The sequence below is a fragment of the Microbulbifer epialgicus genome (assembly GCF_041447265.1).
GTDB classification, from domain to species: Bacteria; Pseudomonadota; Gammaproteobacteria; order Pseudomonadales; family Cellvibrionaceae; genus Microbulbifer; species Microbulbifer epialgicus.
On record NZ_JBGMEK010000002.1, the window covers coordinates 85,973 to 112,747 of the forward strand.

A 26,775-nucleotide genomic window follows, 5' to 3' on the forward strand; every position below is an offset into this window, starting at 1 on the left:
TGGGGTGGGGCACTTCCAGACGCATCCAGGGGGACGGATACGCCTGAGGATTCCTCGATAACAAACTTTTCACCTATTCAAAGGTTAGGCTGATACCGGGAACATTCCCAACCATCAACCAGCGTCATCAAGGCAGTGTGAATACTATGCTGCCATGTAAATTAATTCCGGAAATAGATTCCAATCACGTTAACTAGCAGGTTATTTCCTTGACCGGAATTATGGGCGGCAATCGGTGGTTATATTCAGCAGGCAAAAAAAACCCCGGAGTTGGGGACAGTCCGGGGTTAAAAAGCTGAACGCTTTAGGGTTAGGGAGCAACAATGATCTGTCTGTTTCGATACTCTGGTGCTCACGTTTGTTCCCAAGGCTTAAGTAAATAAATGTAAACCTGGAAATATATGTGGAAGCAGGTGCTTTCCTTCCAAAGGCTTAGTTAGTTGGAAAGGGCAACAATTCCCATCATCATCAAATCGTCAGTTCACTTACTGGACCGGCGTGATGCAGACGGCGAATCGCCTCTGCTATCAATGGAGCGCAATCCAGCAGCGCATAATTTCCTGGCAGCCCCACCTGCGGCAGTGAATTTGTCACCGCAATACACTCTAGCGGCAAACGCGCCAGTGCAGCCCGCGCCTCGCCGCTGAACTGGCCATGACTGGCTAGCGCCAGTATCCGCCCTGCCCCAGCGGTCTGCACGGCGCGCACGGCGCTGCACAGGGTTGCACCGCTGGCAATCAGGTCATCCACAATCAGTACTGCAGCCTCAGCAACCTCACCAACCAGGGTACCGCCACTCAGATGCTCGCCACTGCGGTACTTCTCCACATACGCCCTACCGATCGGCCTTTGCAACCCCTCGCTTAGAGCTCTGCGAAATTTTTCCGCTCGCTTTATGCCGCCCTCATCCGGTGATAGCACCACTAGTGGCCTCTTTTCAGAGGACATTCGTGCCACAGCCAATTCCAACAATAGAGGATCTGCCAATAGATGGACCGTGCGACAGCGGAAGGCATTTTCGAAAGCGGACAGATTGTGGGCTTCAAGAGTGATTACTGCCTGGGTGCCCACTGCTTCCAGGAGGCTGGCCAGGTACCGGGTGGGCAGGGGATCGCGCAGTTTGGTGCGCCGATCCTTTCGGCCGTAACATAGGTAGGGTATTACTGCTGCAACCCGCGCGGCGCCAGCATCCCGCAAGGCACCGATAAAGAATAAACTACGCAGCAACTTCTCATCCACGCTGCTAACAGAATCGGCGTAAAGGGATTGCACCAGGAAAACATCAGCACCCTCCACGTCATCCAGCGGGCGCACCTTGTGCTCACCATCAGCAAAGCAACGCTCCTCATGTTTAGCGAGAGGTTCCCCCAGTGCGGCCGCAACTCGTCCACCGAAATCAGCACCGGCATCCAGGCTGAACAGTTTTAAGCGACTCATATCAGGTTCGCGCGAAACCAACGGGTTGTCAGGCGCACCACCTCATCCATTGTCCCAGGCTCCTCAAATAGGTGACTCGCATGGGGAATGATTTGTAGTCGGGGCCCATTTACCATGTGGGTCAACGCCTCTTTATTCAATTCCAGCACCTGCTTGTCATCTCCGCCAACAAGCAATAGTGTCGGGGCCTTTACCAACGATAGGTCTGCTCCGGCCAAGTCTGGGCGACCGCCTCGGGAAACCACTGCATTCACCAGTGAGGGGCGTTCTGCAGCTGCTACCAGCGCGACAGCTGCCCCGGTACTGGCGCCAAATAGACCAACCTGGAGTTTCCGGGTACTCTCATCATGTGCGGCCCAGTCGACCACTTCCACCAGGCGGCGCGCGCTCAAGTCGATGTCAAAGCGATACTCGCAAGTGGCGGCATCGGCACGGCTTTCATCAGCACTTAATAGATCAAACAATAGGGTGGCAAAGCCAGCATCATTTAACTTACCGGCCACAGCAATATTGCGCGGGCTGGTGCGGCTGCTGCCACTGCCATGGGCAAAAATCACAAGCGCCCGCGCATCTTGCGGCAGAGTGAGCGAGGCGTTTAAGGTTTTGCCCTCCGCTGCCAACGCAATGACCCTGCTCTGCATTAATTGTCTCCCGGCTGAAATCGGCCAGGGGTTGCGCCTAAGCAGCACTTCCCTGCCCCGCATCCACTCCTAGGAAGAGCGCGATCCTCGGAAAAGATGCCTAAAGATTTTTTGATTAAATGCAAACTCTGTAGTGCTCAGACTAGACCAGCCAAACGCCAGTGAGCCCAACCGCCGCGGTAGTGTCACCTAATCCATGAAAAAGCTTGGAAGAGCAGGGAGGGAGCAAAAACTTTTCCGGTAAGAGGGCAAAAAAAATGCCCCGGACTTGGGGGAGTACCGGGGCAAACATCTGACTTCCTTGGGGGATGATGACGCATTCCAACAATCTTGCCCTTTTAGAGAGCCCTGCGCCGGAACAGTTCCACGAATTCCCACAAAGATCGTAAAAACGCCGATCAAAACATGAAAATTGGCGCAATATTCGTTAAACGTCCTCTGCAGCTACCCCATTGCCAAAATTTCGGTGGCAGCGAATAAGGTTGCAGGCACAGGAATCAACAAAAGGCCATTTTTAGTGGGCCTCATCCCAGTTTTTGCCACGACCCAGATCGACAATCAGTGGTACATCCAACTGCGCCGCACCCTGCATTAATTCAACCAGACCGCTGGCGACAGTTTCAGTTTCCATCTTGGGTACCTCAAGAACCAGCTCATCGTGTACCTGCATAATCAGTTTGGTCTGTAAATTTTGCTCCCTGAGCCAGGTATCTACAGCGATCATAGCCAGCTTGATAATATCGGCGGCAGTACCCTGCATGGGTGCATTGATGGCAGTGCGTTCAGCCGCCTGACGCTGCATTCCATTGCGCGAGTTAATTTCCGGCAGATACAAGCGGCGGCCGAACAGGGTTTCCACATAGCCCTTCTCCGCAGCCTGCGTACGGGTAGTCTCCATATAGCGCAGCACGCCTGGGTAGCGCTCGAAATAACGATCGATATAAATCTGGGCATCGGCGCGGGGGATATCCAGCTGCTTGGCCAGGCCGAAAGCAGACATGCCGTAAATCAGGCCGAAATTGATAGCCTTGGCACGGCGGCGCTGCTCGTCACTGACCTCATCCAGAGCGACTTCAAACACTTCAGCGGCAGTGGCACGGTGAATATCCGCGTCATGGGCAAAGGCATCCACTAAACCTTTATCACCAGACAGATGCGCCATAATGCGCAATTCGATCTGCGAATAGTCCGCGGCGATGATTTCACTGCCGCCATTGATACGCGGGTCGGCGGTAAAGGCGCGGCGAATACGGCGGCCCTCATCGGTGCGAATCGGAATATTCTGCAGGTTGGGGTCGCTGGAAGACAGGCGTCCGGTAGCCGCTACTGCCTGATGATAGGAAGTGTGGACGCGACCACTAGCCGGATCAATCATCTTCGGTAGCTTGTCGGTATAGGTGTTTTTCAATTTGGCCAAGCCGCGGTACTGCATGATCAGCGCCGGCAATTCATGGTTATGTGCCAGTTCCTGCAGCACCGCCTCCGCTGTGGAGGGGGCACCCTTAGGCGTTTTCTTGATCACTGGGATCTGCAGTTTCTCAAATAAAATGACGCCAAGTTGCTTGGTGGAACCCAGATTGAATTCCTCTCCAGCCACAGCATAAGCCTTCTGCTCCAGCTCGCGCATTGACTGCTCCAGCTCGGCACTCTGCGCCGCAAGCATCTTCGCATCGATATAAGCGCCATTGCGCTCCATGCGCGCGAGCACAGGCAACAGTGGCATTTCAATCTCATTGAGCACTTTTACCAGGGTGGGCTCCCGCTCCAGGCGCGTACTCAGCTCATTGTGCAGACGTAAAGTAATATCGGCATCCTCGGCAGCGTAGGGCCCAGCCTTGTCCAGCTCAATCTGATTGAAAGTAAGCTGCTTGACACCTTTACCAGCGATATCTTCAAAATGTACCGTGTGCTCGCCTAGGTATTTGAGGGCCAGGCTGTCCATATCGTGACGACTGCCAGTACTGTCGAGTACATAAGATTCCAACATGGTATCTCGCGCGATGCCGCGCAGTTCAATACCGTAATTGGCCAATATATGGCTATCGTATTTGAGGTTCTGCCCCACCTTTCTCTGCTTTTCACTCTCCAGCAGCGGCTTCAGTTTTTGCAGCACTTCTTCAATAGGCAACTGTTCTGGTGCGCCCATATAGTCGTGGGCCAGGGGCACATAAGCAGCGCGGTAAGGCTCCACGGCAAAAGACACGCCCACCAGTTTTGCCTGCATGTAATTGAGGCTGGTGGTCTCTGTATCAAAAGAGAAAATATTGGCGCCCTTGAGCTGCTGTATCCAAGTATCCAACTCCGCCATCTCAGTCACGATGACATAATCCCGTTCGGCGGCCTCAGACATTGCTTCATCGGCTTCCTCAGTGGTCAGCTCTTCCAACCAAGCACGGAACTCATTCTGAGTGAACAGCTTGATCAGTGCCTCAGTGTTGGGGGCTGAGTTATGCAGGTCCTGTGGATGGTAGGGCATTTCTACATCGGTCTTGATCGTGGCCAGCTTGTAAGAAAGCTCCGCTGCTTCACGATGTTCTGCCATTTTCTTGCCAAGCGTCTTGGCTCCGCGAAACGCCAGGGGTGTAATCGCGTCAAGGTCGGCGTAGATTGTCTTTAGCTCGCCGAGATTCTGCAGCAGAGCCAGTGCGGTCTTCTCACCAACCCCCGGTACGCCTGGGATATTGTCAGACTTGTCTCCCATCAAGGCCAGGAAGTCGATGATCAACTCGGGGCCAATACCGAATTTCTTTACCACGCCTTCGCTGTCCAGCTCGGTATTAGACATGGTATTAACCAAGGTGACGCCAGGGCGCACCAATTGCGCCATATCCTTATCACCGGTGGAAATAATCACCTCAAGCCCCTGTTGTTGGGCCTCCAGGGCCAGGGTGCCAATAACATCATCCGCCTCGACGCCATCCACCACCAGGCGGGGCAATCCCATAGCGTCGATAATGTCATGAATCGGCTGAATCTGTTCGCGCAGGTCATCGGGCATAGGTGGGCGGTGAGATTTGTATTCGGCGAACATCTCATCGCGGAAAGTTTTGCCCTTAGCATCAAACACCACTACCACAGGGCTATCCGGATGCTCCTTCAAGTGGCGGCGCAACATACTAATCACACCTCGCACCGCACCAGTAGGTTTACCCTGGCTAGTGGTTAACGGCGGTAGGGCATGGAAGGCGCGATACAGGTAAGAGGAGCCATCCACCAAAATCAGCGGAGCGGCATCGGTGTTTTGTTTACTCATAAAGTACGGAGTTCTTTTACTTGGCTATGTTTGGCGCTCGGGGCGCGAGAGAGGTCGATAGGATAACGCCCTTCACACAGTTTTTCCGCCTATCAAGGCTGAGAATAATATTTGCCGCCACCCCCTTCGCCTGAATCCCCTTTACATCTAAGCCAACTCATCTCGGCGCGGCGGCGACAACTATCGGCGTATTAGCCTCACCAAACCCTCAGGCTTGTCTAGTCTTGCCGGTAGCGACTTTAACCATTCGCTATCTCCCCAGGGACCATCAGTGACTGGCTGCCTACAGGCGGCACAGGGATTGTTGTTCCTACGGAAACAGTGCCCATCAGATATTTAAAGGAAGGACTCTAATTATGAGAGGAGTGATGTACGCCGCTCTTTCACTGGCTGCCCACATCTTGGCTATACAAGCTGGCGCGGTTTCAGCCTGCGAAACGGAGAAGGCTCAAAAGGCGAACTCTGCAACAGCGGCTTTTCCATACTCGCCAAGTCACGAGTTGATGTTGGAGGAAGCAACACGGGAACAAGAAAAGGCCCTGTTTAAACGCCAAATGCGCCAGCTGGAAAAGCTGCGCCGGCAGGCCGAAGGCAATGCCATGCGCGTGGAAAAACTACAAAAAATAAAAGATGAAAGTGACAACGCCGGTTAACCCTTCCCTTCAATTTTTCTCTGCACCCGGCAGTAGCTAGCGCCGGGTGCCCTTTCCGCCTCCAGGCAATCACTCCTGTGAGGCACGGCCATGACCCGTGTCGGGAATCTGGCTCAGACAACTACGCGCCTGCGTTAGTAGGGATTCGATCAGGTCTCGATAACTGGCATTATCTGCCAGCTTCTCGCCAAGTAGATCCAGCGCCGCGTATTTCAGCCCCAGGTGCTCCGCCAGCTGTCGGTCGCGGTCATTTTCTGGCACCTCCCCAAAAAGGCAACCCTGCTCCATTGCGGAGAGATCGAGCATAGTGCGAGCACCGTAGCCACCGCCGCTGCCATCCCCGAGCGCGTGAGTTGTCACCCCAGCAGATCCAAAGAAGTGCCCATAGGCATCGTGGGTAACCACTATTGGGACATCACGGTAACCCCACAAGGCGCGATCTAGCACCTTTTGCAAATTGGCCATGGACTGGGAGAAATCCCGCGCGCGACTGCGATATAGCTCGGCCTGCCGTGGCCGCAACTCGGCCAGACGTTCGGCGATCTGCGCAGCCACAATCGCCGCATTGCGCGGGCGCAACCACAGGTGAGGGTCGGTAACGCTGGCACCCTTGTATTCATAATCGTCACGACTCAGCAGTTGCAGCTGCCGCTCATCAGCAAGAAATGACGCCTGCTTAGCGAGAACACCTTCCATTTGCGGCCCCAGCCACACAAGGAGTAGTGAACGCTCCAATAAGGCGCGCTCGGAGACACTGGGGGCATAGTGATGAGGATCGGCTCCCTTTATCAGCTGACGCACGGGCAGCTCCTCCCCGGTAATTTCTCGGGCAATCAGAGCCAGGGGACCTACACTGACCACTACTTCCGCCTGCCCACTAGGCTGTTGCGGTTTACTACAGGCCAGCAGGCACAAACTCAGTATGACCAGGACGGAAGTGAAGGAAACACGTATAGAGGGGGACATCGGAAACATTTAGTGACACAAAACTGGGATATAATCACAACCGGCTTAAAGCCGCCAGCCCGATTGGCCAGATACGCATCCGGTGGCGCGCCGTTAAAGCCGGAAAGAAGAAACCGTTTTCCTTGCCAACCCCGGAGATTCCACCCTGAGCCCTTCCGCGCCGCTAATTACCGCCGACAGTATCTCTCTGCAATTAACCGGCCGGCAGCTGCTCAAGGGCATAACCCTGGAATTGCTACAGGGGGAAATTGTGACCCTGATAGGCCCAAATGGTGCAGGTAAAACCACTCTACTCAGGTTGCTACTGGACCTTACCAAGCCTAGCAGTGGGAGCATCTGGCGCTTGCCGGGACTGCGTATCGGCTACATGCCACAGCGACTGCAAATTGATAGCTCCATGCCCATGTCCGTGGAGCGCTTCCTGCTGCTTGGCCAACCCGGTATGGACGTAGCCCAGGCCCAAAAAGCACTGGATAGAGTCGGTGCCGGGCAACTTCTCAAAGCCAGCCTGGCCAACCTCTCCGGCGGAGAGATGCAGAGAGTTCTGCTCGCCCGTGCGGCATCCCGCAAGCCACAATTACTGGTGCTGGATGAACCCACTCAAGGGGTGGATGTAGGAGGACAGAGTGAATTGTACCAGTTGATTGCTACTCTGAGAGACGAGCTCGGCTGTGGGGTATTACTGGTTTCTCACGACCTGCACCTGGTAATGGCCGCAACTGACCGCGTACTGTGTCTCAACCAACACATCTGTTGCCATGGCCACCCTGAACAAGTGAGCAAGGACCCAGCCTATCTGGAACTCTTTGGTGACAAAGTGGCTCCCTACACGCACCAACACAACCACCAACACAAATTGAGTGGTGATATTGCTGATGCGGGCGAGTGTATACACGACCACCCCAAGAAAACTCCCAGCAATAAAAAATAGAGAGCCAAAAGTGGTCGACTTCAGTGAGTTACTGCACAGCCAATTTCTCTGGTACGCCCTGTGCGCCGGCCTACTGGTGGCCGTGGTCAGCGGCCCACTCGGCTGTTTTGCTGTGTGGCGACGCATGGCCTATTTTGGCGACACCCTCGCCCACTCTGCTCTGCTCGGCGTTACCTTGGGCTTTGTCCTGCATATCATGCCAACACTGGCCGTTGGCGCCACCTGCTGCCTGCTGGCGGTACTCTTGATGTATCTGCAACGGCGACAAAAACTGGCGGTAGATACCTTGCTGGGTATCCTCTCCCATTCAATGCTGGCTCTCGGCATAGTAACCGTGAGCCTGTTCCAGATAAAAGTGGACTTACTCTCTCTGCTACTGGGCGACCTTCTCGCAGTGGGCAGTCATGATCTTGTGCTGATGTCCGTGACAGCGGTGGGTATTCTTGCCCTACTCTATTTCCTTTGGGAAAAACTTCTGGCCTTTACCCTGCACGAGGAGTTAGCTTCCGTTGAAGGCATATCGGTGGAACGGGTGCGCATGGCCCTGATGTTGATGTTGGCGCTGCTAATTGCTATCGCCATGAAAGTTGTCGGCGTATTGCTGATTACAGCACTGCTGATAATTCCCGCCGCTGCGGCGCGCAAGCTCTCCCGTACACCGGAAAAGATGGCCCTGCTGGCATCACTGATCGGCTGTCTCGCCGTGGTGCTTGGTCTGCTGGCCTCAATTTTGTGGAATACCCCCGCCGGGCCTTCTATTGTCCTGGCCGCTTCGCTGTTCTTCCTCATCTGCCAGCTACGCCCACTTGGTAGTAAATGACGCCAAAACAATACTCTCTTATGACCTTCTTGATAGGTGCCATTTATCGCATTTTGGCACCTAATCACACCCATAAAAGCGACTTGTATCACCTATCTTCCCAATAAGCTTGTGCTCCGCCTCCAGCCAATTGTTTCAATTTTCCGCCGTTGCTAGTGTTGCCCAACGACCAGCCACTTGGCCAGTCACGGACTATGACAATAAAAAGGTTCAGCAAAACATGGAAAAATTCACTCTCCGTCGCAACGTATTAGCAAGCGCCATACTGGCTACAATTGCCGCTACAACGCCCCAAACCCTCCTTGCCGCTGAGGAGGAAGCTCTTGAGGAAGTCACTGTTGTTGGCTCACGTATCAGTCGCAACTCCGAGTTCGAGAATGCTACCCCGGTCCAAGTGATGGATCGTGAGACTATCGAGAATTCCGGTTATACCAACCTGCAGCAACTGTTTGAGAAAAACCCTGCCGCCGGTAATGGCACTTTCTCCACCCGTGGCAATAATCAGGACTCAACCGCCAATGGTGCAGCGGCGGTTAGTTTGCGTGGTATGGGCGCCGACGCAACCCTGGTATTGGTCAATGGCAAGCGTGTAGCTATCAGCTCCTTCGCCGAAAACATCGGTACTAACTTTGTAGATATCAACAGTATTCCGCTAGCAGCAGTTGAAAGGGTGGAAATACTGAAAGATGGAGCCTCCGCTATTTACGGTTCTGACGCCATAGCTGGTGTGGTCAACCTGGTATTGCGCAAAGACTTTGAAGGCGCCGAAGTCTCTATGGACTATGGCAGTGCCGATGGCTACGACGAGCAGTCATTCAGCGCAGTCTGGGGGGTCAATGGAGAAAACTCCAATTTCACCGTTATTTTGGACCACCACAAAAACTCACGACTTTCCAGCTCTGAACGAGGCCTGGACAACCCGAATTTGGCGAGCCGCGGAGGCAATAACAACTGGTCATCCCGTGGCTTCCCAGGTAGTTTTATTCTTGCATCAGGAGATGGCACAAGTGTACCCGACCCAAGTTGCCCAGAGGAGCGCGATAACGGCAAAACCTGTCTTTACGATTACGGGCCCTGGACTCTTATCACTCCGGAAGCGGAGCGCACAGGTTTATTAATGCTCAGTCATACAGATCTCACCGAAAACCTGGAGTTCTTCAGTGAAATCGCCGTACAGCATAACACCTCTGTCGCCCAGGGAGCACCAACGCCTTTAGATGAAACTGCGGGACTCTATGTACTAGCTGATCATCCCGACAACCCATTTGGCGAAGATGTGGAAATCTACCGTTTTCGTACCGTGGATGCCGGTGCGCGCCATTGGGAAATAGAAACTGATAATTTACGTGGCGTTTTTGGGCTACGCGGCAGCATCGCCGAGTGGGATTGGGAGGCCTCTGTACAGCGTTCCCGTAGCGAATCGAAACAAACCGGTAGTAAATCCCAAGGCTGGGTACGCACTGATCTGTTACAAGAGCAGATCAATGCCGGTAATTACAATCCCTTTGGCGGCGTGGAAAATCCGGAATCTGTCATAGATGCGATAACTACCAGCCTGGTTCGCCAAGGCAAATCAGAGTTCACCGGTTACGACTTTTCCATTAATGGCGATCTATTTGAAACCAGCAACGGTACCGTAGCTATGGCCACGGGTCTCGAATACCGTGAAGAAAAAATCTCTGATATACCCGATGACCAATTCCAACGCGGACTGATTTTTGGTACTGAATCTGTTTATGCTAAGGCTAGCCGGGACATCACCTCGGCTTTCGTGGAGTTCGCCATCCCTCTACCAGCCGACATCGAACTCAGCCTCGCTGGCCGTTATGATGACTATAGCGATTTCGGCAGCTCAACCAATCCCATGGCCAGCCTGCTGTGGCCCGTCAATGAAATGCTTACCCTGCGCACTTCTTGGGGCACAGGGTTCCGCGCCCCCTCACTGGCTCAAGTTGGACTGGGTCCATCACAGAAATCAGTATTCCTAGAGGATAATGATACCTACGGTTGCGCGGAGAATGAAACCCTTTGTAGTTCAACTGACTACACCATTGTCTTTACAGGTAATCCCGATTTGGAACCTGAAGAATCTGAATCATTCAATATCGGTGCTGTACTTGAACCATTGGAAGGGCTGCAGTTGTCCCTGGACTACTGGAATATCACTCAGGAAAACAAAATTGAGGATCAACCTGCACAGCACCTTTATGATAAGTACTGTGATAGCCAGGATAGTGTGATCTGTAATCGTGCAGATCCCCTAAGACCTGAAGATACTTTGGGCCCAATTCAGGAAATCTACGGCACCTACCTGAATATCGGTGAGCAGGATGTCTCTGGTATCGATTTCACCGCGGTTTACAGTGGCTTGGCACTAGCCGGCGGTGAACTTGGACTTCGACTGGACTATTCCTATCTCGTCGAGTTTGACCGTATAGGATTAGGTAGCAGTGAAGACCCTATTAATGAAGATTTAGCTGGCGAGTATGAGTATCCCCAACACCGTTGGACGACTACCGCCGACTGGTCCATGGACAATTTTGGACTTAGTGCGGGAATAAATTACATTGGGGAATTTGAGGATGTTCCCGACCACGGAGCTTCCCGAACTGATCGTACAGTGGACTCATTTATGACTGTGAATTTCCAAGCACGATACACTGGGTTTAATAATATGGTGCTCAGCCTTGGAGCAGAAAACCTCTTCGATGAAGAACCACCATTTGCTATCGGTGATGGAGCTGATGACTTGTACGGCTATGTGCAATCCCAGCACGACCCACGTGGTCGCTTTATCTACGGCAAGATGACATACTCTTTTTAAATAGAGGGCAGTAACTCCCAATAAAAAGGGAAGCTCATGGCTTCCCTTTTTACTCTTGCGAAGCAGGCAAGTGCTCCGCATTCTAACTTTATAATTATATTGATATAGTAGATTAATCCTTATTAGCGGGCTTTTTAACTGGTTCCGATCCAGCCTTATGGAATTCATACACAGTTAAAACAATTCCAATTAACAAACAGATTGATACACCAATTCCAATTGCCAGAATAAATGACTCAGACACATTCAGCCTCGGCGAGCAAGTAAGACGGATACTTTAAAATAGATACCGAATGCAAGAATACTTGGAACCCATAAGGCGGTAAATATACCCTGGTCCTTATGCCCACTGAACCACAAGTATCCAGACAAAGCAAAAGAGATTAGAACTGCCAACATAATAAAAAGGTCTGATACTTTCAGCACGTTATTATCTCCTAATCCTCTTCATAATCCCAGAATCCAATAGCTGCAATTACCAATCCTATAATAGTGATGCCCGCAGGTACACGTAGTCCCTCAATACCAAAAACTTTAAGCATCGAAGGAACTACACCTAGTAAACCCGCCAGACCCCAAAGAAAAAATGGCGCAGCAATTAATAACCCGACCCATCCAATTATAAACCGCGTGGTCTTTGAAAGTCTGATCACTTTCATCAAAGGATATTTCCACTCGAGATGATATTCCCAAAATAGAATATTATTGACAGCATAATATACTTACTACTGGGTCAGAAGAAAAGAATACACTGTACTCGAAACGCGCTGTGAATACATCCCTGTAAGCTCGTAATCGGCATCCATGCCTCATACGGTCCCGAGCGCAGTGTATTCTTCCCTTCTCCCTTTTAAGTATGAGGCATTACTAAAGGATTAGCGCCTCTGTAAGATTGCATATTCTTCGTTAATGCGCCAAACGCGTAAAACATTTTCGCCCAGGATCTTTTTGATGTCATCACGGCTGTAACCACGTTCCAATAAACCAAAAACAAGATTTGGGTATGCGGAAACATCCTTCAAACCATTTGGCAGACTATCTCCGACGCCATCAAAATCGGAGCCTATTCCAATATGATCAACTCCCACAAGACTGCGAATATGATCAAAATGGTCAAGTACATCCTCTAGATCGGCATAAACAAATTTTTCCTTACGCAACGCCTCCATATAGGCTTTAACCTCTTCATTTTTTTCAGTGAAGTTTCTTTCCTGCATAAATTGATCAACAGAAGCGTTAATCAAAGCACTGGAATCACGGGATTTTGCACTGATAAAGGTTGATCCAAAGTTGATCATAATTACGCCCCCCCTGTTTGCCAGAGCCTTGATCATCTCGTCACTCATATTGCGTTCAAAATCGGGGGTGAAGTGTCGCGCTGAAGAATGTGAAGCAATTACCGGCACAGCAGAAACCTCTATCACCTGCCAAAAAGCCTCATCTGAGATATGTGACACATCCACCATAACACCCAATGTGTTCATTTCTCTGATCAACTTTTCCCCAAAATCACTAAGCCCCCCCCAAGGGCGCTCTTTATCGTAGGAAGAGTCAGAGATATGATTACTTTTTGAGTGAGTAAGTGTGATATAACGAACTCCCCTGTCATAAAAATGTTTGAGATTTTCCAGGTTGCCATCTATAGCGGCTCCATTTTCCATACCTAACGGCATGGAGATCTTACCCTGGCTAATTTGCTCTTTAAGATTTTCTAAATTTTTTGCAATGGCAAATTTTTGGGGATGTGCTGCTACCATCTGCTCTACAGAATCTATTAATCCATCCGCATATTCTTTAGCCGTACCCTCTACTTCCTTTTCAGCAGGTATATATATCGACATAAATGGAGCGTTTAGACCACCACTACTGGCTCGAGGAAAATCAAAATCTCCATCTTCAGTTGCTACCCCTACATCGACTTTCCCCTTGGATAACCTGTAAGGGACATCTATGTGCCCATCCACTAAGATATTGCTCTGCACCAGCTCTTCCGCTAATTTTTGGCGATCCTTATTCACTCCCCCTGTACAGGCTACAAGTGCTGCCAGAAAAATAATATAGAGTTTTTTCATCCCGACACTCCGAAATTTTTAAAACAAAAATACTACTTTACACTGAAAGGTAATATGCTAAAGATATATGTTGAAATTTACCGTAACTGTTGATTTGGAAATATTACTACCCAGGCAAAGGGTAAGGCAGAATCAACATATGAAGTAGATTTACCCCCCAGTGGGCAAAGACACAAAGCCAAAAGTTGCTGCGTAGATACCAGAGCATGGCATAACAAAGTGCAGCCAATCCCAGTAAAAATTTAGCTGCAGGATCGGCAGACCACCCAACATGCAATAAAGTAAATACCAAAGCAATAACGGGCACAGATACCCATCGCCAGCGTCCTAGAACTTCTGCCAACCCTCTTTGCAGTATCCAGCGGAAGAATCCCTCTTCGCTAATACACACTATAAGTAGGTTGATCAAAATTGCGATAAAAATCGTTAACGATGCTTTGTATGAATAACCATATAAAAGCAGTCCACTTAAAACCGGAATCGCAATAGCAGCAAACAGATAAGGCAGCTCTGCTAATTGTATAGTTTGTCGTAAACGTAACATAAACGCGAGTAATGCTATGGCGATAACTGCTTTGCCACTATTTATGCTCGCATAAATCAGATTTCCAGTACTATCGGTATAGGGTGGTAAAACCTGTATGCGTTCACTACCAGGAATGATATTTAGGCCGGCAACTAACATTAACAAGGCTGTTATCAAAAACAACACCCCTCGCTGCCAGCCTTTATAGATTTCTATGCCGGTCAGCGCCAACCAAATAACCGGTGCCAGCAATCCCACCCAGCCAAAAGGGACTACACACAAAAGCAACAGAGTTGGGGCCTCCCAGGGAGTTGGAGCTCCTATGCCTACTTTGGAGCTTATTATTTGCTTGGGAGCACTCTCATTTTCCATTATTCAATCCTTGCTAAATCACAGATGCATGCCCGGCCCCTGTATCAATGTCTTTTACGGGCCCCAGACTGCTACCCATTAAAGGTCGCGCGGATTGATCGAAAGGTCAACTTCATTTTTGCCGGATCAAGAGGGGCTTTAAAGAACGCATGGTAGTGACCAAGCGGATTAATAAGCACCACCTGAGAACCATGGTCCATCGTATAGTTTCCATCATCCAGCATAACTTTGTTAAAAGGAACATTAAGTTGGCTGGCAAAACGCTTTATTTCAATAAAATCCCCTGTAACGCCTAAAAAATCACTATTAAAGTACCGCACATAATCATGTAACGTTTCAGGCTTGTCCCTTTTTGGATCAACAGATACCAAAATTATATTGGTATCTTTCCGAGTATCTTCATCAAGCAATTGGTAAAAATTGTTCAATGTAGTTAAAGTTGTTGGACAAACATCTGGGCAGTGTGTGAAACCAAAAAATATCAAGCTCCAGTTACCACTCAAATTTTCGATTTGGAATACTTCTCCTGTGTCTGAGAGTAATTGAAAGTTATCAATTATTCTCGCTCGCTGTAACTTAACAGTACCATTTAAACGTAACTCAGAATCTGTAATCACTCGCGGCTGATTCATTTTGTTAACAAAGCCTACTAGAACTGCGATAATGAATAGCAGTAAAATAGCAATTGTGATGCGAATACCGCGCTTCTGTTTTTGTAAAGTTAAATAGTTAGCATTTTTGGTTTCACTGTTATTCATTTTGTTACACCGCTATTAAATAGTGATCTATTAGCATTATGCAAAATAAAGCCATCAAATAAATAATAGAGTATTTGAATGTCTCCATCCCCGAATTTGGATTACGCCCACGTAACATCACCAGGCTCCAGTATACAAAACCCAAGCCGAGCACAACCGCCCCCAATAAATAGAGCCAACCCAGCATAGCTGTGGCAAAGGGCAGCAGGCTCACTGCAAAAAGAATCAGGGTATAAAGCAGAATATGTAAATTTGTATATGGGATACCATGGGTGACGGGAAGCATGGGAACGTTAGCACGGGCATAATCATCCTTTCGGTGAACAGCCAATGCCCAAAAATGGGGAGGAGTCCAGGCAAATATGATCAAAACCAATAATAATGCATGCCCGTGGATTTCACCTGTTACAGCTGTCCAACCCAGTAAAGGCGGTGCAGCACCAGCCAGACCGCCAATAACAATATTCTGAGGGGTCGCATGTTTTAAGAACATTGTGTAGATAACTGCATAACCAAGTAGAGAAGTCAGCGTAAGCCACGCTGTTAAAGCATTCACAAAGAATATAAGAACCGACATTCCCATAATGCCAAGTATTAAAGAAAACAGCAGTGCTTTATGGGGCTCCACACGTCCCTTTGCGACGGGGCGATTACTGGTCCGCGCCATCTTCGTATCAATATAACGGTCGACCAGATGATTTACTGTCGCTGCACTACCTGCACAAAGGGCTATACCAAGATTACCCCATAGTAATATATCTAGCGGCACCATTCCCGGAACCGAGAGCAACATCCCTATAACCGACGTGAGTATCATTAACATCACCACCCTAGGCTTGGTGAGTTCATAATAATCACGCCAACCTGTTGAAACTATCTCACCTGTTTGTACGATCATAATTTAATCCGCTTATTTCTTCCCTGATATGACCTATTGGAAAGAATACACTGCGCTCGGGACCGTATGAGGCATGGATGCCGATTACGAGCTTACAGGGATGTATTCACAGCGCGTCTCGAGTGCTGTGTATTCTTTCCTTCTGACCCAGTAGTAAGTACTGTCAATGCCCACCCGTCAAAATCGGCCTATGTGGCAAGGGCTCAACACAATCATTTTCTTCGCTCGGTTCCACTGGTCTAACTTTCTTAATTCGATAATAGAAAGTCAAAGTTCCCAATAGAAGTAGAGCTGCACCGGCATTGTGCGCCACTGCAACTGAAAGCGGTAGAAAAAGAATAACGTTCGCAATACCTAGGCCGACCTGAAAAGCCAGGAGCCCTGTTAACCCTAGTGCCCATCGTTTTAAGCCCGCTCGCCAAGTAAGTACAGCAAGGGAAATAACCATCAATGTTACCACCAGTGCACCGAGGCGGTGGGTATAGTGAATAGCCGTACGCCCATCACTCTCAAGGACTCCGCCCAAATAATTTGGTCCTATTTGCTGGGCGATATTAAAGCCCTCTTCGAAATCAGCACTTGGCCACCACTGTCCATGGCAACTGGGGAAGTCCGGGCATGCAAGTGCCGCATAATTTGAGCTTGTCCAGCCGCCCAAGGCTATTTGGAGAATGACCATGATAATGGTCAGAAAGGCTAGGGGGTATAATTTGCACAGTGCTCGATATTGCGCTGTGGAAACATAACTAATTCCATTTCTCAGGCGCTCAGCTAACATCCAAAGCATGGATAAGGTTGCCATACCACCCAATAGATGCGCTGTGACCACCTGAGGCCAGAGCTTTAATGTCACCGTCCACATGCCAAAAGCTGCTTGTAAAATAATCAACCCCATCAAGATGTGGGTCTGCTTAAATGTTCTCTGCCTCGGAATACGCCAGGATATATAGGTGAGAGTTGCCACCAATAGTAACAAAGCTCCGGCAAAATAGCGGTGCACCATTTCAGGCCAGGTTTTACTGGTATCAACAGGAGCATCCGGAAAGGCGTTATTAGCAGATTGTATTTCATCTATGTCATCTGGCCAGGTAAGGTACCCATAGCAACCAGGCCAATCTGGACAACCCAGCCCGGCATCAACCAGCCGGGTAAAAGCTCCCAACACAACAACTACAATTGCGAGAGCACAACCTCCCAACACCAACTTTAATCGTAAGCTGGTGTATGCCTGCTGATTAAGATCAAGATTATTTGTTGTGGTTTTCTCCCATTTACTTGTCATAGGAGTACCTCAATAGACGTTTGATATCCTTCAATAACTGATTTCCGCTGTGATGATTATCGTATGCCATCATTGCAAACCCCTTCTGGTCGATCAGAACTGCGCGAATGTCAGCTACATTCTGATGGGCAGTCAATTCCTGGAGAGCTTGTATATTTTCCTGATTTAATTGCAATACCCTCAAACGGGGGTGTTCACTCTTGAGCTGCTCCTCCCTATCAGCAGAGATCGCTCCACCTGTTATCAAAAGTCTTTCAACCCGGTTTGCCTTCTCACCTAAACGAATATGAACTTGCCTGCTGGTATACAAGAGTTTTTCACATTCATAACCACACTCTTCCCCCCCAAAAATCAAATAACGCCATTTAGGTGATTCAGTGTTTACCAGCGGCATCTGTTTCCCTTGAAAAGTCACCTTAAAGTCATCGATTTTTACAGGCGGCTGAATAAGCTCGCCCTGATTGATTGTTCCCGAGGGCATTCCCATCCCCGTATAGAAAACAATATAAGCAGCAGCAATTGGAAGAAGCACTGAAGCGACAATAGAAATTCCCTGCAGTCTCCTTCGCTGCGTATAGCTCTTAGATTTTTGCGCGCTTTCAAAAATGGATACTTGTTCTTTTTTTTCCATCACAGAAATACCTCAACTTTTTCTAGTTATTTTATTTCTTGATAGCCTAGCAAAATTAGTGGCCGCAAACATCCATAAAATGACAAGGGCTATTGACATACTGAACCATTGAACAGAATATGCCCGATGCCGGTCAGGGCTACTATTTACAAGATTCCACCCTGTTTCAAGAGCTGAATGTGAATCTGCAGTTAATCTCACAACCCATAATTTTTCTGTCAGTTTTATTTCATCAGCGAACCAACTATCTATATATTGCACTCTCCGGTCATCCAGTTTTTTATAGGAAGTTTGAGTATATTTATCATCTATCGGATGCAGGAAACCTATAATGGTCATCATGGTTTTTGGGTAGGTGATTTCTGGGTAGATTTTTCTGCTAAGCGGCATGGCCACCCACCCCCGATTGATCAACCAGCGCCTGTCATTAGAATTAAAAACCTGTAACACTTCATAACCTGCTCGGCCTCTTCGAGTTCGATTATCCAGAAAGTAGATTTCTTCGCTATACTTACCTGTTAGAATCACAGGAGTAAATCGATTTAAAACAGTCCCTTCAACAGGAGAAATGGGTTGTGCCGACAGCCCGGAGTCAACTTCTGCAACTATAAGTGCCTTCTCTTCAGCTCTCTGTAACTGCCAAAATCCCAGTGAAATCAGCAAAGGAAGTAATACAGCCGAAAAGATGGTTATAGGCCAGTTACGAATCAGTGGTACACTGTTTTTTTTCGCAGAGACTGATGGTATTTCAAGTGTCATGCGCTACTGCATCATATGGTGGAAAATAATAATATGTGGCTGAAAATCGTTATTGTTGCTCTTTTTCTTGCAGTACTGGTCAGCCTTTCCAGTGCCCTATTTTTTTTATTAAGGGATATGGGAGCTCCACAATCAAAACGCACGCTCTATGCCCTGGGAATTAGAATTTCACTTGCGGTTCTACTTTTGCTTGCCATTTGGTACGGATTCGAAAGCGGAATCCTAGTTAAAAGCGCTCCCTGGACCGATAAATATTGATGATTTCTTAGATCCACTCCATCAATGTATTGTCATCGTGAAGTGGATCATTATCTCACCATCAAGCTCCAAGAACATAGACAAAGATAAAAAGTCCAACCCATACCACATCTACAAAGTGCCAATACCAGCTCGCGGCCTCAAACCCAAAGTGATCATTAGGTTTAAAATGTTGAGCAATAACTGACCGTAGTAACATTATTAACAGCATGATTGTTCCTAAAGTCACGTGTGCACCATGGAACCCTGTTAGCATAAAGAATGTAGTACCGTAAATTCCAGATTCCAATGTAAGTCCGAGGTGCTGGTAGGCCTCATAGTATTCCTTCGCTTGCAAGTACAGGAATACCGCTCCGAGGATCACCGTTAATCCCAGCCAAGCATTAAACTTAGCTCGCTGCCCCTTTTTCAAAAATACATGAGCAAAATGTACAGTGACACTGGAGGTCAATAAGATAATGGTATTCCATAGCGGTAGATGCCATGGATCAATGACATCTTTCGGCCCTATGAATTTTGCTGTATCTCCGTGGGCGGCGGCATCTGGGGTAACAAATACAGGCCATGAGCTCTCAAAACCTTGCCATAGCATATTGGAAATTCCGTTATCGCCTTCTCCGCCCAACCAAGGTACTGAAAAATTCCGTATATAATATAAGGCGCCAAAAAATGCTGCAAAGAACATAACCTCAGAGAAGATAAACCACCCCATACCCCAAACATATGATCGCTTGAGCTGCTCACTATTCAAGCCTGCCATATTTTCCTTAATGACTGCGGCAAACCAAAACCATAAGACTGATGCTAGGGTTAGTGCACCAGTAAAGAAAATATAGGAACTCCCACCATTAATCCAATTCGCAGCACCAAAGGCAATCAGGAACATACCTATGGTGGCAAAAATCGGCAGCTTAGACTGCTCCGGAACATAATAACTACTTTCTGTAGCCATAATTTTTATCCCTCTCGCGCGGTATCAGTATTGTTTTTATCGATATTTTTAGAAATTCTTTCCGTAACATCGAACAGCGTGTAGGAAAGGGTTATGGTTGTTACACTTTGTGGAATGTCAGGATCAACGATGAATCTCAACGGAAGTTCTGCTTTTTCACCCGCTTTGAGAATCTGCTGGTTGAAGCAAAAACATTCAGTTTTATGAAAATACTCAGCAGCCTTAAAAGGCACCAAACTGGGAATCGCCTGCCCAATCATATCCCTCTCCGTGGGGTTATAGGCGAGAAATACAGTATCCATGGTTTCACCCGGATGAACATCTATCGACATTACACGGGGAGAGAATTTCCAGGGCATATTGTCATTATTACTGGCCACAAACTGAACTGTAATAGACCTGCTGGTATCAATAGCAGCTGGCACTGCCTCATATCGACCCCCAGTTTTCCCATTGAGACCAGTGATCTCACAGAAAGCATCATATAAAGGTGGCATCACAAATATGGCGAATACCAACATGCTGGCGGCAAGCGCCAGCAACTTTACTGTTACCCTGGTATTTTCGCTAAATTTCATCTGTTGCCTAACTAACCGCTACCGAACAACCGGGGGAGTACTGAAAGTGTGATATGGTGCAGGCGACGGTACTGTCCACTCTAGCCCCTGTGGGTTTTCCCAAACCTGTTCTGAGGCCTTCTTACCCCCCATTACCGTGCGAACCACATTAAATAGAAAAACTATCTGGGCAGCACCAAAAAGAAAGGCACCTATACTGGCCATTTGATTAAAGTCAGCAAATTGCAGGGCGTAGTCCGGGATTCGTCTTGGCATCCCAGCGAGACCAACAAAATGCATTGGGAAGAAGGTCAAATTCAAGCCAACAAACGCCAACCAGAAGTGCACCTTTCCCATTGTTTCGTTATACATATGCCCGGTCCATTTGGGCAGCCAGTAATAAACACCCGCCGTAATTGAGAAGATCGCGCCCGGAACCAGTACATAGTGAAAGTGTGCCACAACAAAATAGGTGTCGTGATACTGAAAATCTGCCGGCGCAATGGCTAACATCAGCCCCGAAAACCCACCAATCGCAAACAGTATGATAAAGGCTATGGAAAACAGCATCGGGGTTTCAAAAGTCATGGAACCGCGAAACATGGTGGATACCCAGTTAAAAATCTTAACGCCTGTGGGCACTGAGATCAGCATGGTGGCATACATAAAAAACAACTCACCGGCGATAGGCATTCCCACAGTAAACATATGGTGGGCCCATACGATCATGCTTAGGAAAGCGATTGCCGCAGTAGCGTAGACCATGGAACTGTAGCCAAATAACGGTTTACGGGTAAAGGTGGGAATAATCGCTGAGATAATGCCAAATGCTGGCAAAATCATTATGTAGACTTCCGGATGCCCAAAGAACCAGAAAACGTGCTGAAACAACACTGGGTCACCGCCACCCGCTGCACTGAAGAAGCTGGTACCAAAATGAATATCCATCAGCATCATGGTCACCACCCCAGCGAGTACCGGCATCACGGCAATCAAAAGGTACGCTGTGATCAGCCATGTCCATACGAACAGTGGCATTTTCATCAGTGTCATCCCCGGTGCCCGCATATTCAGGATTGTGGCAATAATATTGATTGCCCCCATAATTGAGGATGCACCCAGAATATGCACAGAAAAGATAAAGAATGTCACACTGGGCGGCGCATACTCAGTAGATAGCGGTGCATAGAAAGTCCAGCCAAAGTTTGGTGCGCCACCCTCCATAAACAGCGTGGAGGCGAGCATTGCAAACCCAAAGGGCAATATCCAGAAGCTCCAGTTATTCATGCGTGGCAATGCCATATCTGGAGCACCAATCATCATCGGGATCATCCAGTTGGCGAGCCCCACAAAGGCCGGCATCACCGCTCCGAAGACCATTATCAGGCCGTGCATTGTGGTCATTTGGTTAAAGAACTCCGGCTGCACAATCTGCAAGCCTGGCTCAAATAATTCGGCGCGAATAACCAACGCCATACAACCGCCCAGTAGAAACATCGCGAAACTGAACCACAGATATAATGTCCCGATGTCTTTATGATTCGTGGTGTAAAGCCATCGCTTTAATCCAGCCTGAGGACCATGTGCCATGCTTAATTTCCTCCAGTCGCTCACTGCTTATTCTTAAAGTTGAGAATATCAATGGGCTGAACGGTATCGCCCATCTCGTTGCCGAAGGCATTGCGCTGGTAGGTAATAACCGCAGCGAGGTCTACTTCCGACAGCTGCTCTCCAAATGCCTGCATAGCGGGGTTCACCTGGGACCCATCAATAACAATATCCAGATGGCTCTCCAATGACCCGGTTGCTATTTTCGATCCCGCTATAGGCGGGAATACGCCTGGTACACCTTGTCCATTAGGTTGATGGCATGCAGCACAGGCACGGTTGTAGACTTTTTCCCCCTGGGTAAATAACTCGTCAAACGTAAAAGTTTTCTCCGTTAACTCGCGCATTTTTGCTGCAGCAGTCGCCTTACCGCCAAGCCAAGCTGTATATTCCGCTTCAGGAACCGCCTTGATAACAATTGGCATAAACCCATGATCCCTACCACAGAGTTCTGCACATTGACCGCGATAGATGCCCGGCTCTTCAATACGAGTCCAGGACTCATTAATAAAACCCGGTATTGCATCTTTTTTTACTGCAAGATCCGGCACCCACCACGCATGGATGACATCATTTGCAGTGATTAGAAAACGTATTTTTTTCTTAATAGGCACAACCAAAGGCTCATCAACTTCAAGCAAGTAATTAGGACCCTTGGGTTGCTCGTTATTGATCTGTGCCCGTGGTGTTGAGAGGTTGGAAAAGAAAGAGACATCCGAGCCCAGGTAATCATACTTCCACTTCCACTGGTAGCCGGTGATCATAATATCCAGATCGGCCTTATCCGTATCATAGATATCGTAGAGAGTTTTAGTAGCGGGGATTGCCATCAAAATAAGGATAATGGTGGGAATAATCGTCCACACCAGTTCAACCGCAGTGCTCTCATGAAATTGTGCAGCCTGGTGTCCCTTGCTCTTTCGGTGTCGCCACATGCTGTAAAACATGACGCCAAACACCAGGACGCCTATTGCCACACAAATCCAAAGGATCAACATGTGTAGTTCATAAGTAGTTTGGGCAACTTCTGTTACCCCTTTGGGCATATTGACCCCCCAGCGCTCAACAGCCTCCTCTTCCGCCAGTGTAGAATGGGCGGACAGCGAAGCAGCCAGCAAGGCGAACAGCCGATCAAAGCCTCTCAACATCGCCTACAGATCTCCGTGGTTTCGGGTTTCGCGGAAAACCCGTAATTTTTATTTTGGCCGCTGGCCTTCACGGATAAATGAAATATCCCGGTACTGATAAATAGGTACGGGATTAATTCCACACAAAAATTGTGGACATACTGTAGTAACACAAGACTACATACACTGGGCGGAGAGACATCTCCGCATTACTGCTATCAGTGCAACTTGTTATTCTTAGTAAAAGATTTTTTTACTTCAGATGCCGTCGCCCGGAAGGTACAACCAACAACCTGTTTCTCTTTATTTGTCGCAACTACTGCAGGTACAACAGGAACATATTACTCTGAAAAAGTCAATCGATGCTTATAGCAAAAAATTATCCTCAGCCTTTGTAACTTAATAGGGTATTACAAATAAATTCTATCAAAAACATAAGATATCCTTGCTCAAGTTTGTCTCAGGAGGAGTCCCTTGTGACAAGACGATTTCTTTATGGAAACATGACAACTACTTGAAGTTTTTCACTCAGTGAATTCCGCTACTCATGTACTTGCGATAATTTAAAGATATTTGTGAATGTTATGATATTTATTTAGCCTGCTATCCGGTTATCGTAATGTATAATCGACAGCTTAGTTACAAACGATTTATGCGCCAAAAGCGAGTTCTTGTACCATGTTTGATTTCCACTAATTGCCACGAGGAAACAGGTGCGAATGGGCCTCTGACTATTCTGACCGGTTACACGGTCGACCTTTTTTCATTGCATGGAAGATATTACCTGAGCAATCTTCCGGCACAAGGATCTATCGCCGTCGACCATGGGGCGGCGCGAGACCGCGAAATACCGGCAACTTCACATATCTTCTCCAGTAATTCGCGGGCGATCATGAAATCAATGATGATCCATCAATTGCATCGCCAGGTTAATAGCCATAGAAGTTGACCCTTCAGCATCCAACCGTTTGCCCGCACAATTCAGAATTTTTCAGCTCAGATCATCTTTTCGTAGTTTCACTTATGCATCAATCACAACTTGAGAGTCAACCACTGCAACGGGTATGGAATCTGGCTTGGCCAATGATCCTAAGCAATATCTCTGTACCTCTGCTCGGAGCGGTGGATACTGCTATTCTCGGTCACCTGCCTTCGCCGGAGTACCTTTCCGGTGTTGCAATTGGAGCGAGTGTGATGTCCATGCTTCTATGGGCATTTGGCTTCCTACGTATGGGGACTACAGGGTTGGTGGCTCGCAGTCAGGAGGGTGGCGTCGAATGGTTTTTACGTGCGCTGATTCTTGCACTTTGCCTCGGCTTTCTATTGCAACTTATTGCCTTCCCTTTGTTGGGCTTAATTGTCAGCTGGATGAATGCCAGTCCGGAAGCGGCCCCCCATGCGCTTTCCTATCTACAGATTCGCCTAATCAGCGCCCCTGTAGCGCTGGTCAATTTCGCTATACTGGGATTTTTTATCGGTCGACAGGATAGTCGTGCCCCTTTATATGTGTTGCTTGCAGCAAACCTCCTCAATATCATTCTGGACTTTCTTTTTATTCTCGGACTTGGCCTCGGTGCTAGAGGAGCTGCAGCGGCAACCGTATGTGCGGACTTTCTCGCATTTGCGCTCGGGTTGTATTTGCTCAATCGGGTTGATGAGTCTATTTGGGTAAGCATTTCGCGGCAACTCCATCAGCGGCAGTTTCTGCCCTGGATCAATCGCTGGCCCTGGCTGGAACTGCTCCATATCAATACAGATCTATTTATTCGTACATGCCTGTTGTTGCTAACTCTGACTTTTTTTACTGCTCAGGGGGCCTCTCAAGGGGACACTGTGCTGGCTGCCAATGCCATTTTACTTCAGCTTCTAATGATCACTTCTTATGCGTTAGACGGATTTGCACACGCTACTGAGGCCCTGGTAGGTGAATCTATTGCCCAGAAGTCAAACAGGCTTTTCCAAGCTACTGTGTACAGTGCGGGTATTTGGGCTCTTGGTAGCGCTACTGGATTTACCGTAATTTTGCTTATCGGGCAGTCAGCCATTCTTTCACTATTTACCGACTTAAACTCTGTAATTATACAGGCCAGCCAAGTCTACTGGTGGCTGTGTGCTTTACCGCTATTTGCTGTATGGAGTTACCAACTTGATGGGGTATTTATTGGAGCCGGGAAAAGCCGACAAATGCGCGATACTATGTTTATTGCCACGATTGTAGTTTTCTTTCCCAGCTGGTGGTTAACCCGGGACTGGGGCAATCATGGCATTTGGTTCAGCCTTTTTTTGTGGATTAGCGCACGATCCTTGGGCCTTGTTTTTTATTATCGATACTACACTGTTACCGACTCTTGGATACAAGAAGGAGCACGTCAAGATAAAGAAAATACTGACACTCAAAGCTATAAGGAGTGAGCCAAGTGGCATTGTTATCAAACCTGAAATGCTTATCAATTAGGAAATGCTGCCTTGTAGAGATGCTGGCCTTTTTATTTAGCGTTTAACAGTAAAAACTCAAAGCAGGATATCTCAACCAATGCTGAATAGTGGAAGCTATAAATACAATAAACTCAGGATGGTAAATACTGAGCGGGCATAATAATGTACTAAAACCCGCTCACCATTTTTTAAATAGCTGGCACTGTAATCTGCTTGCCCACGACTATCTGAGTATAATTTGCAAAAAACGCTCCTTCACCTTGCAAAATAGCCCGATTCAGTGCTTCTACTTGTGACCTGAGTTTTCTATCATAAAAGTACAGACTTCCATTTCGTACCGTATATCCTCTGGGGTTTTCCGCCATCAGCCGATAGAAACTGGATAGCCTCTCAAGATATATCTCCACACTTTTTAGTGAAAATTTTCCCTTTTGGTAGAATTCGAGCACCTCTGAATTGATTTTCCCTAAAATTATTGCTTTATCTTCGCTTGAAAAACGATAGGTTTGCAATTGTGTATTGAGGTCACTTTGTAAATCCCTCAGATACCTGTCCGCCGCCCTGGCAGATTCTTGTAGAGCCACAATGATTTTCTTACGTTTGCGTAGTGCTTCCCTTTTTTTGAATGTCCTAGGATCAGACATTTCAATCGAGGCTAATTCGCCGAGAGGACGAAAAATGGTAATGTGCTGGAGGTTACTGTTTCTGGTCAGTTTGTCACAAATTTCTACCGCATACTTCCATGAATGGAAAGGCTTTCCATCTAGGGTTTTTTGTGGCAGTGCCACTATATCAGCTCGCAATGCCTGCTGCTGCTCCCGGTAAAAACCGGGATGTTTCTTCCAGTCGTTTGCCTGCAAGCGAAACAGACTTAAAATTCCCTGGTTAACGCAACTGGCCAGGAAATGAGCGATTTGCTCTTGCTGATGCTTTTTGACTTCGCGATAATGGTTAAGGCCGTATAAGCCAGTTGCTATCATAGCCAGCAATACGACCAACAAAAAAAATATCTTC

The 26,775-nt window shown here is 48.1% G+C and carries 23 protein-coding genes; 6 read left to right on the plus strand and 17 right to left on the minus strand.

All coding sequences use genetic code 11. The annotated features are described in order from the left end of the window. Nucleotides 1-468: 468 nt before the first annotated feature. From ACCI49_RS01740 to polA, 3 genes are all read right to left on the minus strand, one after another. Nucleotides 469-1,437, minus strand: coding sequence for a ribose-phosphate diphosphokinase (locus tag ACCI49_RS01740; protein WP_371837245.1), 969 nt, complete (start codon nt 1,435-1,437; stop codon nt 469-471). After that, a complete protein-coding gene (locus tag ACCI49_RS01745; protein ID WP_371837246.1) occupies nt 1,434-2,078 on the minus strand; it encodes a dienelactone hydrolase family protein in 645 nt (214 codons plus the stop codon). Before ACCI49_RS01745 ends, ACCI49_RS01740 begins: the two co-directional genes overlap by 4 nt. 514 nt (nt 2,079-2,592) lie before the next feature. After that, nucleotides 2,593-5,331, minus strand: coding sequence for a DNA polymerase I (polA, locus tag ACCI49_RS01750; protein ID WP_371837247.1), 2,739 nt, complete (start codon nt 5,329-5,331; stop codon nt 2,593-2,595). 356 nt (nt 5,332-5,687) lie between these two features. Between polA and ACCI49_RS01755 the strand changes: the two genes are divergently transcribed. Continuing rightward, complete coding sequence (locus tag ACCI49_RS01755) at nt 5,688-5,984, plus strand: hypothetical protein (RefSeq protein WP_371837248.1); 297 nt, start codon at nt 5,688-5,690, stop codon at nt 5,982-5,984. A 69-nt stretch (nt 5,985-6,053) separates the two neighbouring features. Here the strand turns inward: ACCI49_RS01755 and ACCI49_RS01760 are convergent, their stop codons facing one another. Then, on the minus strand, nt 6,054-6,959 hold the full coding sequence (locus tag ACCI49_RS01760; protein ID WP_371837249.1) for a metal ABC transporter substrate-binding protein: 906 nt from the start codon (nt 6,957-6,959) through the stop codon (nt 6,054-6,056). A 136-nt stretch (nt 6,960-7,095) separates the two neighbouring features. Here ACCI49_RS01760 and znuC point away from each other — a divergent pair, with 136 nt between their 5' ends. The 3 genes from znuC to ACCI49_RS01775 all read left to right on the plus strand — a co-directional run bounded on the left by znuC (nt 7,096) and on the right by ACCI49_RS01775 (nt 11,525). Further along, nucleotides 7,096-7,881 carry a zinc ABC transporter ATP-binding protein ZnuC gene (gene znuC, locus ACCI49_RS01765; RefSeq protein ID WP_371837340.1) on the plus strand — a complete coding sequence of 262 codons (786 nt, stop codon included), beginning with the start codon at nt 7,096-7,098 and terminating at the stop codon, nt 7,879-7,881. A 10-nt stretch (nt 7,882-7,891) separates the two neighbouring features. Beyond that, nucleotides 7,892-8,701: an iron chelate uptake ABC transporter family permease subunit gene (locus ACCI49_RS01770; RefSeq protein WP_371837341.1), complete on the plus strand. Its 810-nt coding sequence runs from the start codon at nt 7,892-7,894 to the stop codon at nt 8,699-8,701. 220 nt (nt 8,702-8,921) lie between these two features. Beyond that, a complete protein-coding gene (locus ACCI49_RS01775; RefSeq protein WP_371837250.1) occupies nt 8,922-11,525 on the plus strand; it encodes a TonB-dependent receptor in 2,604 nt (867 codons plus the stop codon). A 437-nt stretch (nt 11,526-11,962) separates the two neighbouring features. Here the strand turns inward: ACCI49_RS01775 and ACCI49_RS01780 are convergent, their stop codons facing one another. The 8 genes from ACCI49_RS01780 to ACCI49_RS01815 all read right to left on the minus strand — a co-directional run bounded on the left by ACCI49_RS01780 (nt 11,963) and on the right by ACCI49_RS01815 (nt 18,823). Next, complete coding sequence (locus ACCI49_RS01780; RefSeq protein WP_371837251.1) at nt 11,963-12,184, minus strand: hypothetical protein; 222 nt, start codon at nt 12,182-12,184, stop codon at nt 11,963-11,965. 216 nt (nt 12,185-12,400) lie between these two features. Beyond that, nucleotides 12,401-13,597, minus strand: coding sequence for a dipeptidase (locus ACCI49_RS01785; RefSeq protein ID WP_371837252.1), 1,197 nt, complete (start codon nt 13,595-13,597; stop codon nt 12,401-12,403). Between the two features lie 106 nt (nt 13,598-13,703). After that, nucleotides 13,704-14,375, minus strand: a complete 672-nt coding sequence (locus ACCI49_RS01790) for a CPBP family intramembrane glutamic endopeptidase (RefSeq protein ID WP_371837253.1) — start codon at nt 14,373-14,375, stop codon at nt 13,704-13,706. A 191-nt stretch (nt 14,376-14,566) separates the two neighbouring features. Then, nucleotides 14,567-15,253 (minus strand): SCO family protein, encoded by a 687-nt coding sequence (locus ACCI49_RS01795; protein ID WP_371837254.1) that lies wholly within the window; start codon nt 15,251-15,253, stop codon nt 14,567-14,569. Nucleotides 15,254-15,257: 4 nt separating this feature from the next. Beyond that, nucleotides 15,258-16,151: a heme o synthase gene (cyoE, locus tag ACCI49_RS01800; RefSeq protein ID WP_371837255.1), complete on the minus strand. Its 894-nt coding sequence runs from the start codon at nt 16,149-16,151 to the stop codon at nt 15,258-15,260. Nucleotides 16,152-16,314: 163 nt separating this feature from the next. Continuing rightward, nucleotides 16,315-17,433 carry a COX15/CtaA family protein gene (locus ACCI49_RS01805; RefSeq protein WP_371837256.1) on the minus strand — a complete coding sequence of 373 codons (1,119 nt, stop codon included), beginning with the start codon at nt 17,431-17,433 and terminating at the stop codon, nt 16,315-16,317. After that, nucleotides 17,423-18,064: a redox-active disulfide-containing membrane protein gene (locus tag ACCI49_RS01810; RefSeq protein WP_371837257.1), complete on the minus strand. Its 642-nt coding sequence runs from the start codon at nt 18,062-18,064 to the stop codon at nt 17,423-17,425. The genes ACCI49_RS01805 and ACCI49_RS01810 overlap by 11 nt, the downstream gene beginning before the upstream one ends. A gap of 12 nt (nt 18,065-18,076) precedes the next feature. Next, nucleotides 18,077-18,823 (minus strand): SURF1 family protein, encoded by a 747-nt coding sequence (locus tag ACCI49_RS01815; RefSeq protein WP_371837258.1) that lies wholly within the window; start codon nt 18,821-18,823, stop codon nt 18,077-18,079. 33 nt (nt 18,824-18,856) lie between these two features. Between ACCI49_RS01815 and ACCI49_RS01820 the strand changes: the two genes are divergently transcribed. Continuing rightward, entirely contained in the window at nt 18,857-19,081 is a 225-nt protein-coding gene (locus ACCI49_RS01820; protein WP_371837259.1) for a DUF2909 domain-containing protein, read from the plus strand. A gap of 61 nt (nt 19,082-19,142) precedes the next feature. On the opposite strand, the gene ACCI49_RS01825 is transcribed toward ACCI49_RS01820, so the two are convergent. Genes ACCI49_RS01825 through coxB form a run of 4 tightly spaced genes read right to left on the minus strand, consistent with a single transcriptional unit; the run spans nt 19,143 to nt 23,346 of the window. Beyond that, a complete protein-coding gene (locus ACCI49_RS01825; RefSeq protein WP_371837260.1) occupies nt 19,143-20,033 on the minus strand; it encodes a cytochrome c oxidase subunit 3 in 891 nt (296 codons plus the stop codon). 5 nt (nt 20,034-20,038) lie between these two features. Further along, nucleotides 20,039-20,611, minus strand: coding sequence for a cytochrome c oxidase assembly protein (locus ACCI49_RS01830; RefSeq protein WP_371837261.1), 573 nt, complete (start codon nt 20,609-20,611; stop codon nt 20,039-20,041). Between the two features lie 18 nt (nt 20,612-20,629). Then, on the minus strand, nt 20,630-22,180 hold the full coding sequence (gene ctaD, locus ACCI49_RS01835; protein ID WP_371837262.1) for a cytochrome c oxidase subunit I: 1,551 nt from the start codon (nt 22,178-22,180) through the stop codon (nt 20,630-20,632). Between the two features lie 20 nt (nt 22,181-22,200). Beyond that, on the minus strand, nt 22,201-23,346 hold the full coding sequence (coxB, locus tag ACCI49_RS01840; RefSeq protein ID WP_371837263.1) for a cytochrome c oxidase subunit II: 1,146 nt from the start codon (nt 23,344-23,346) through the stop codon (nt 22,201-22,203). Nucleotides 23,347-24,348: 1,002 nt separating this feature from the next. On the opposite strand from coxB, the gene ACCI49_RS01845 reads away from it, so the two are divergent. Beyond that, complete coding sequence (locus ACCI49_RS01845) at nt 24,349-25,737, plus strand: MATE family efflux transporter (RefSeq protein WP_371837264.1); 1,389 nt, start codon at nt 24,349-24,351, stop codon at nt 25,735-25,737. 212 nt (nt 25,738-25,949) lie between these two features. Here ACCI49_RS01845 and ACCI49_RS01850 read toward each other — a convergent pair whose 3' ends face one another. Further along, nucleotides 25,950-26,762 (minus strand): hypothetical protein, encoded by an 813-nt coding sequence (locus tag ACCI49_RS01850; RefSeq protein WP_371837265.1) that lies wholly within the window; start codon nt 26,760-26,762, stop codon nt 25,950-25,952. Between the last annotated feature and the right edge of the window lie 13 nt (nt 26,763-26,775).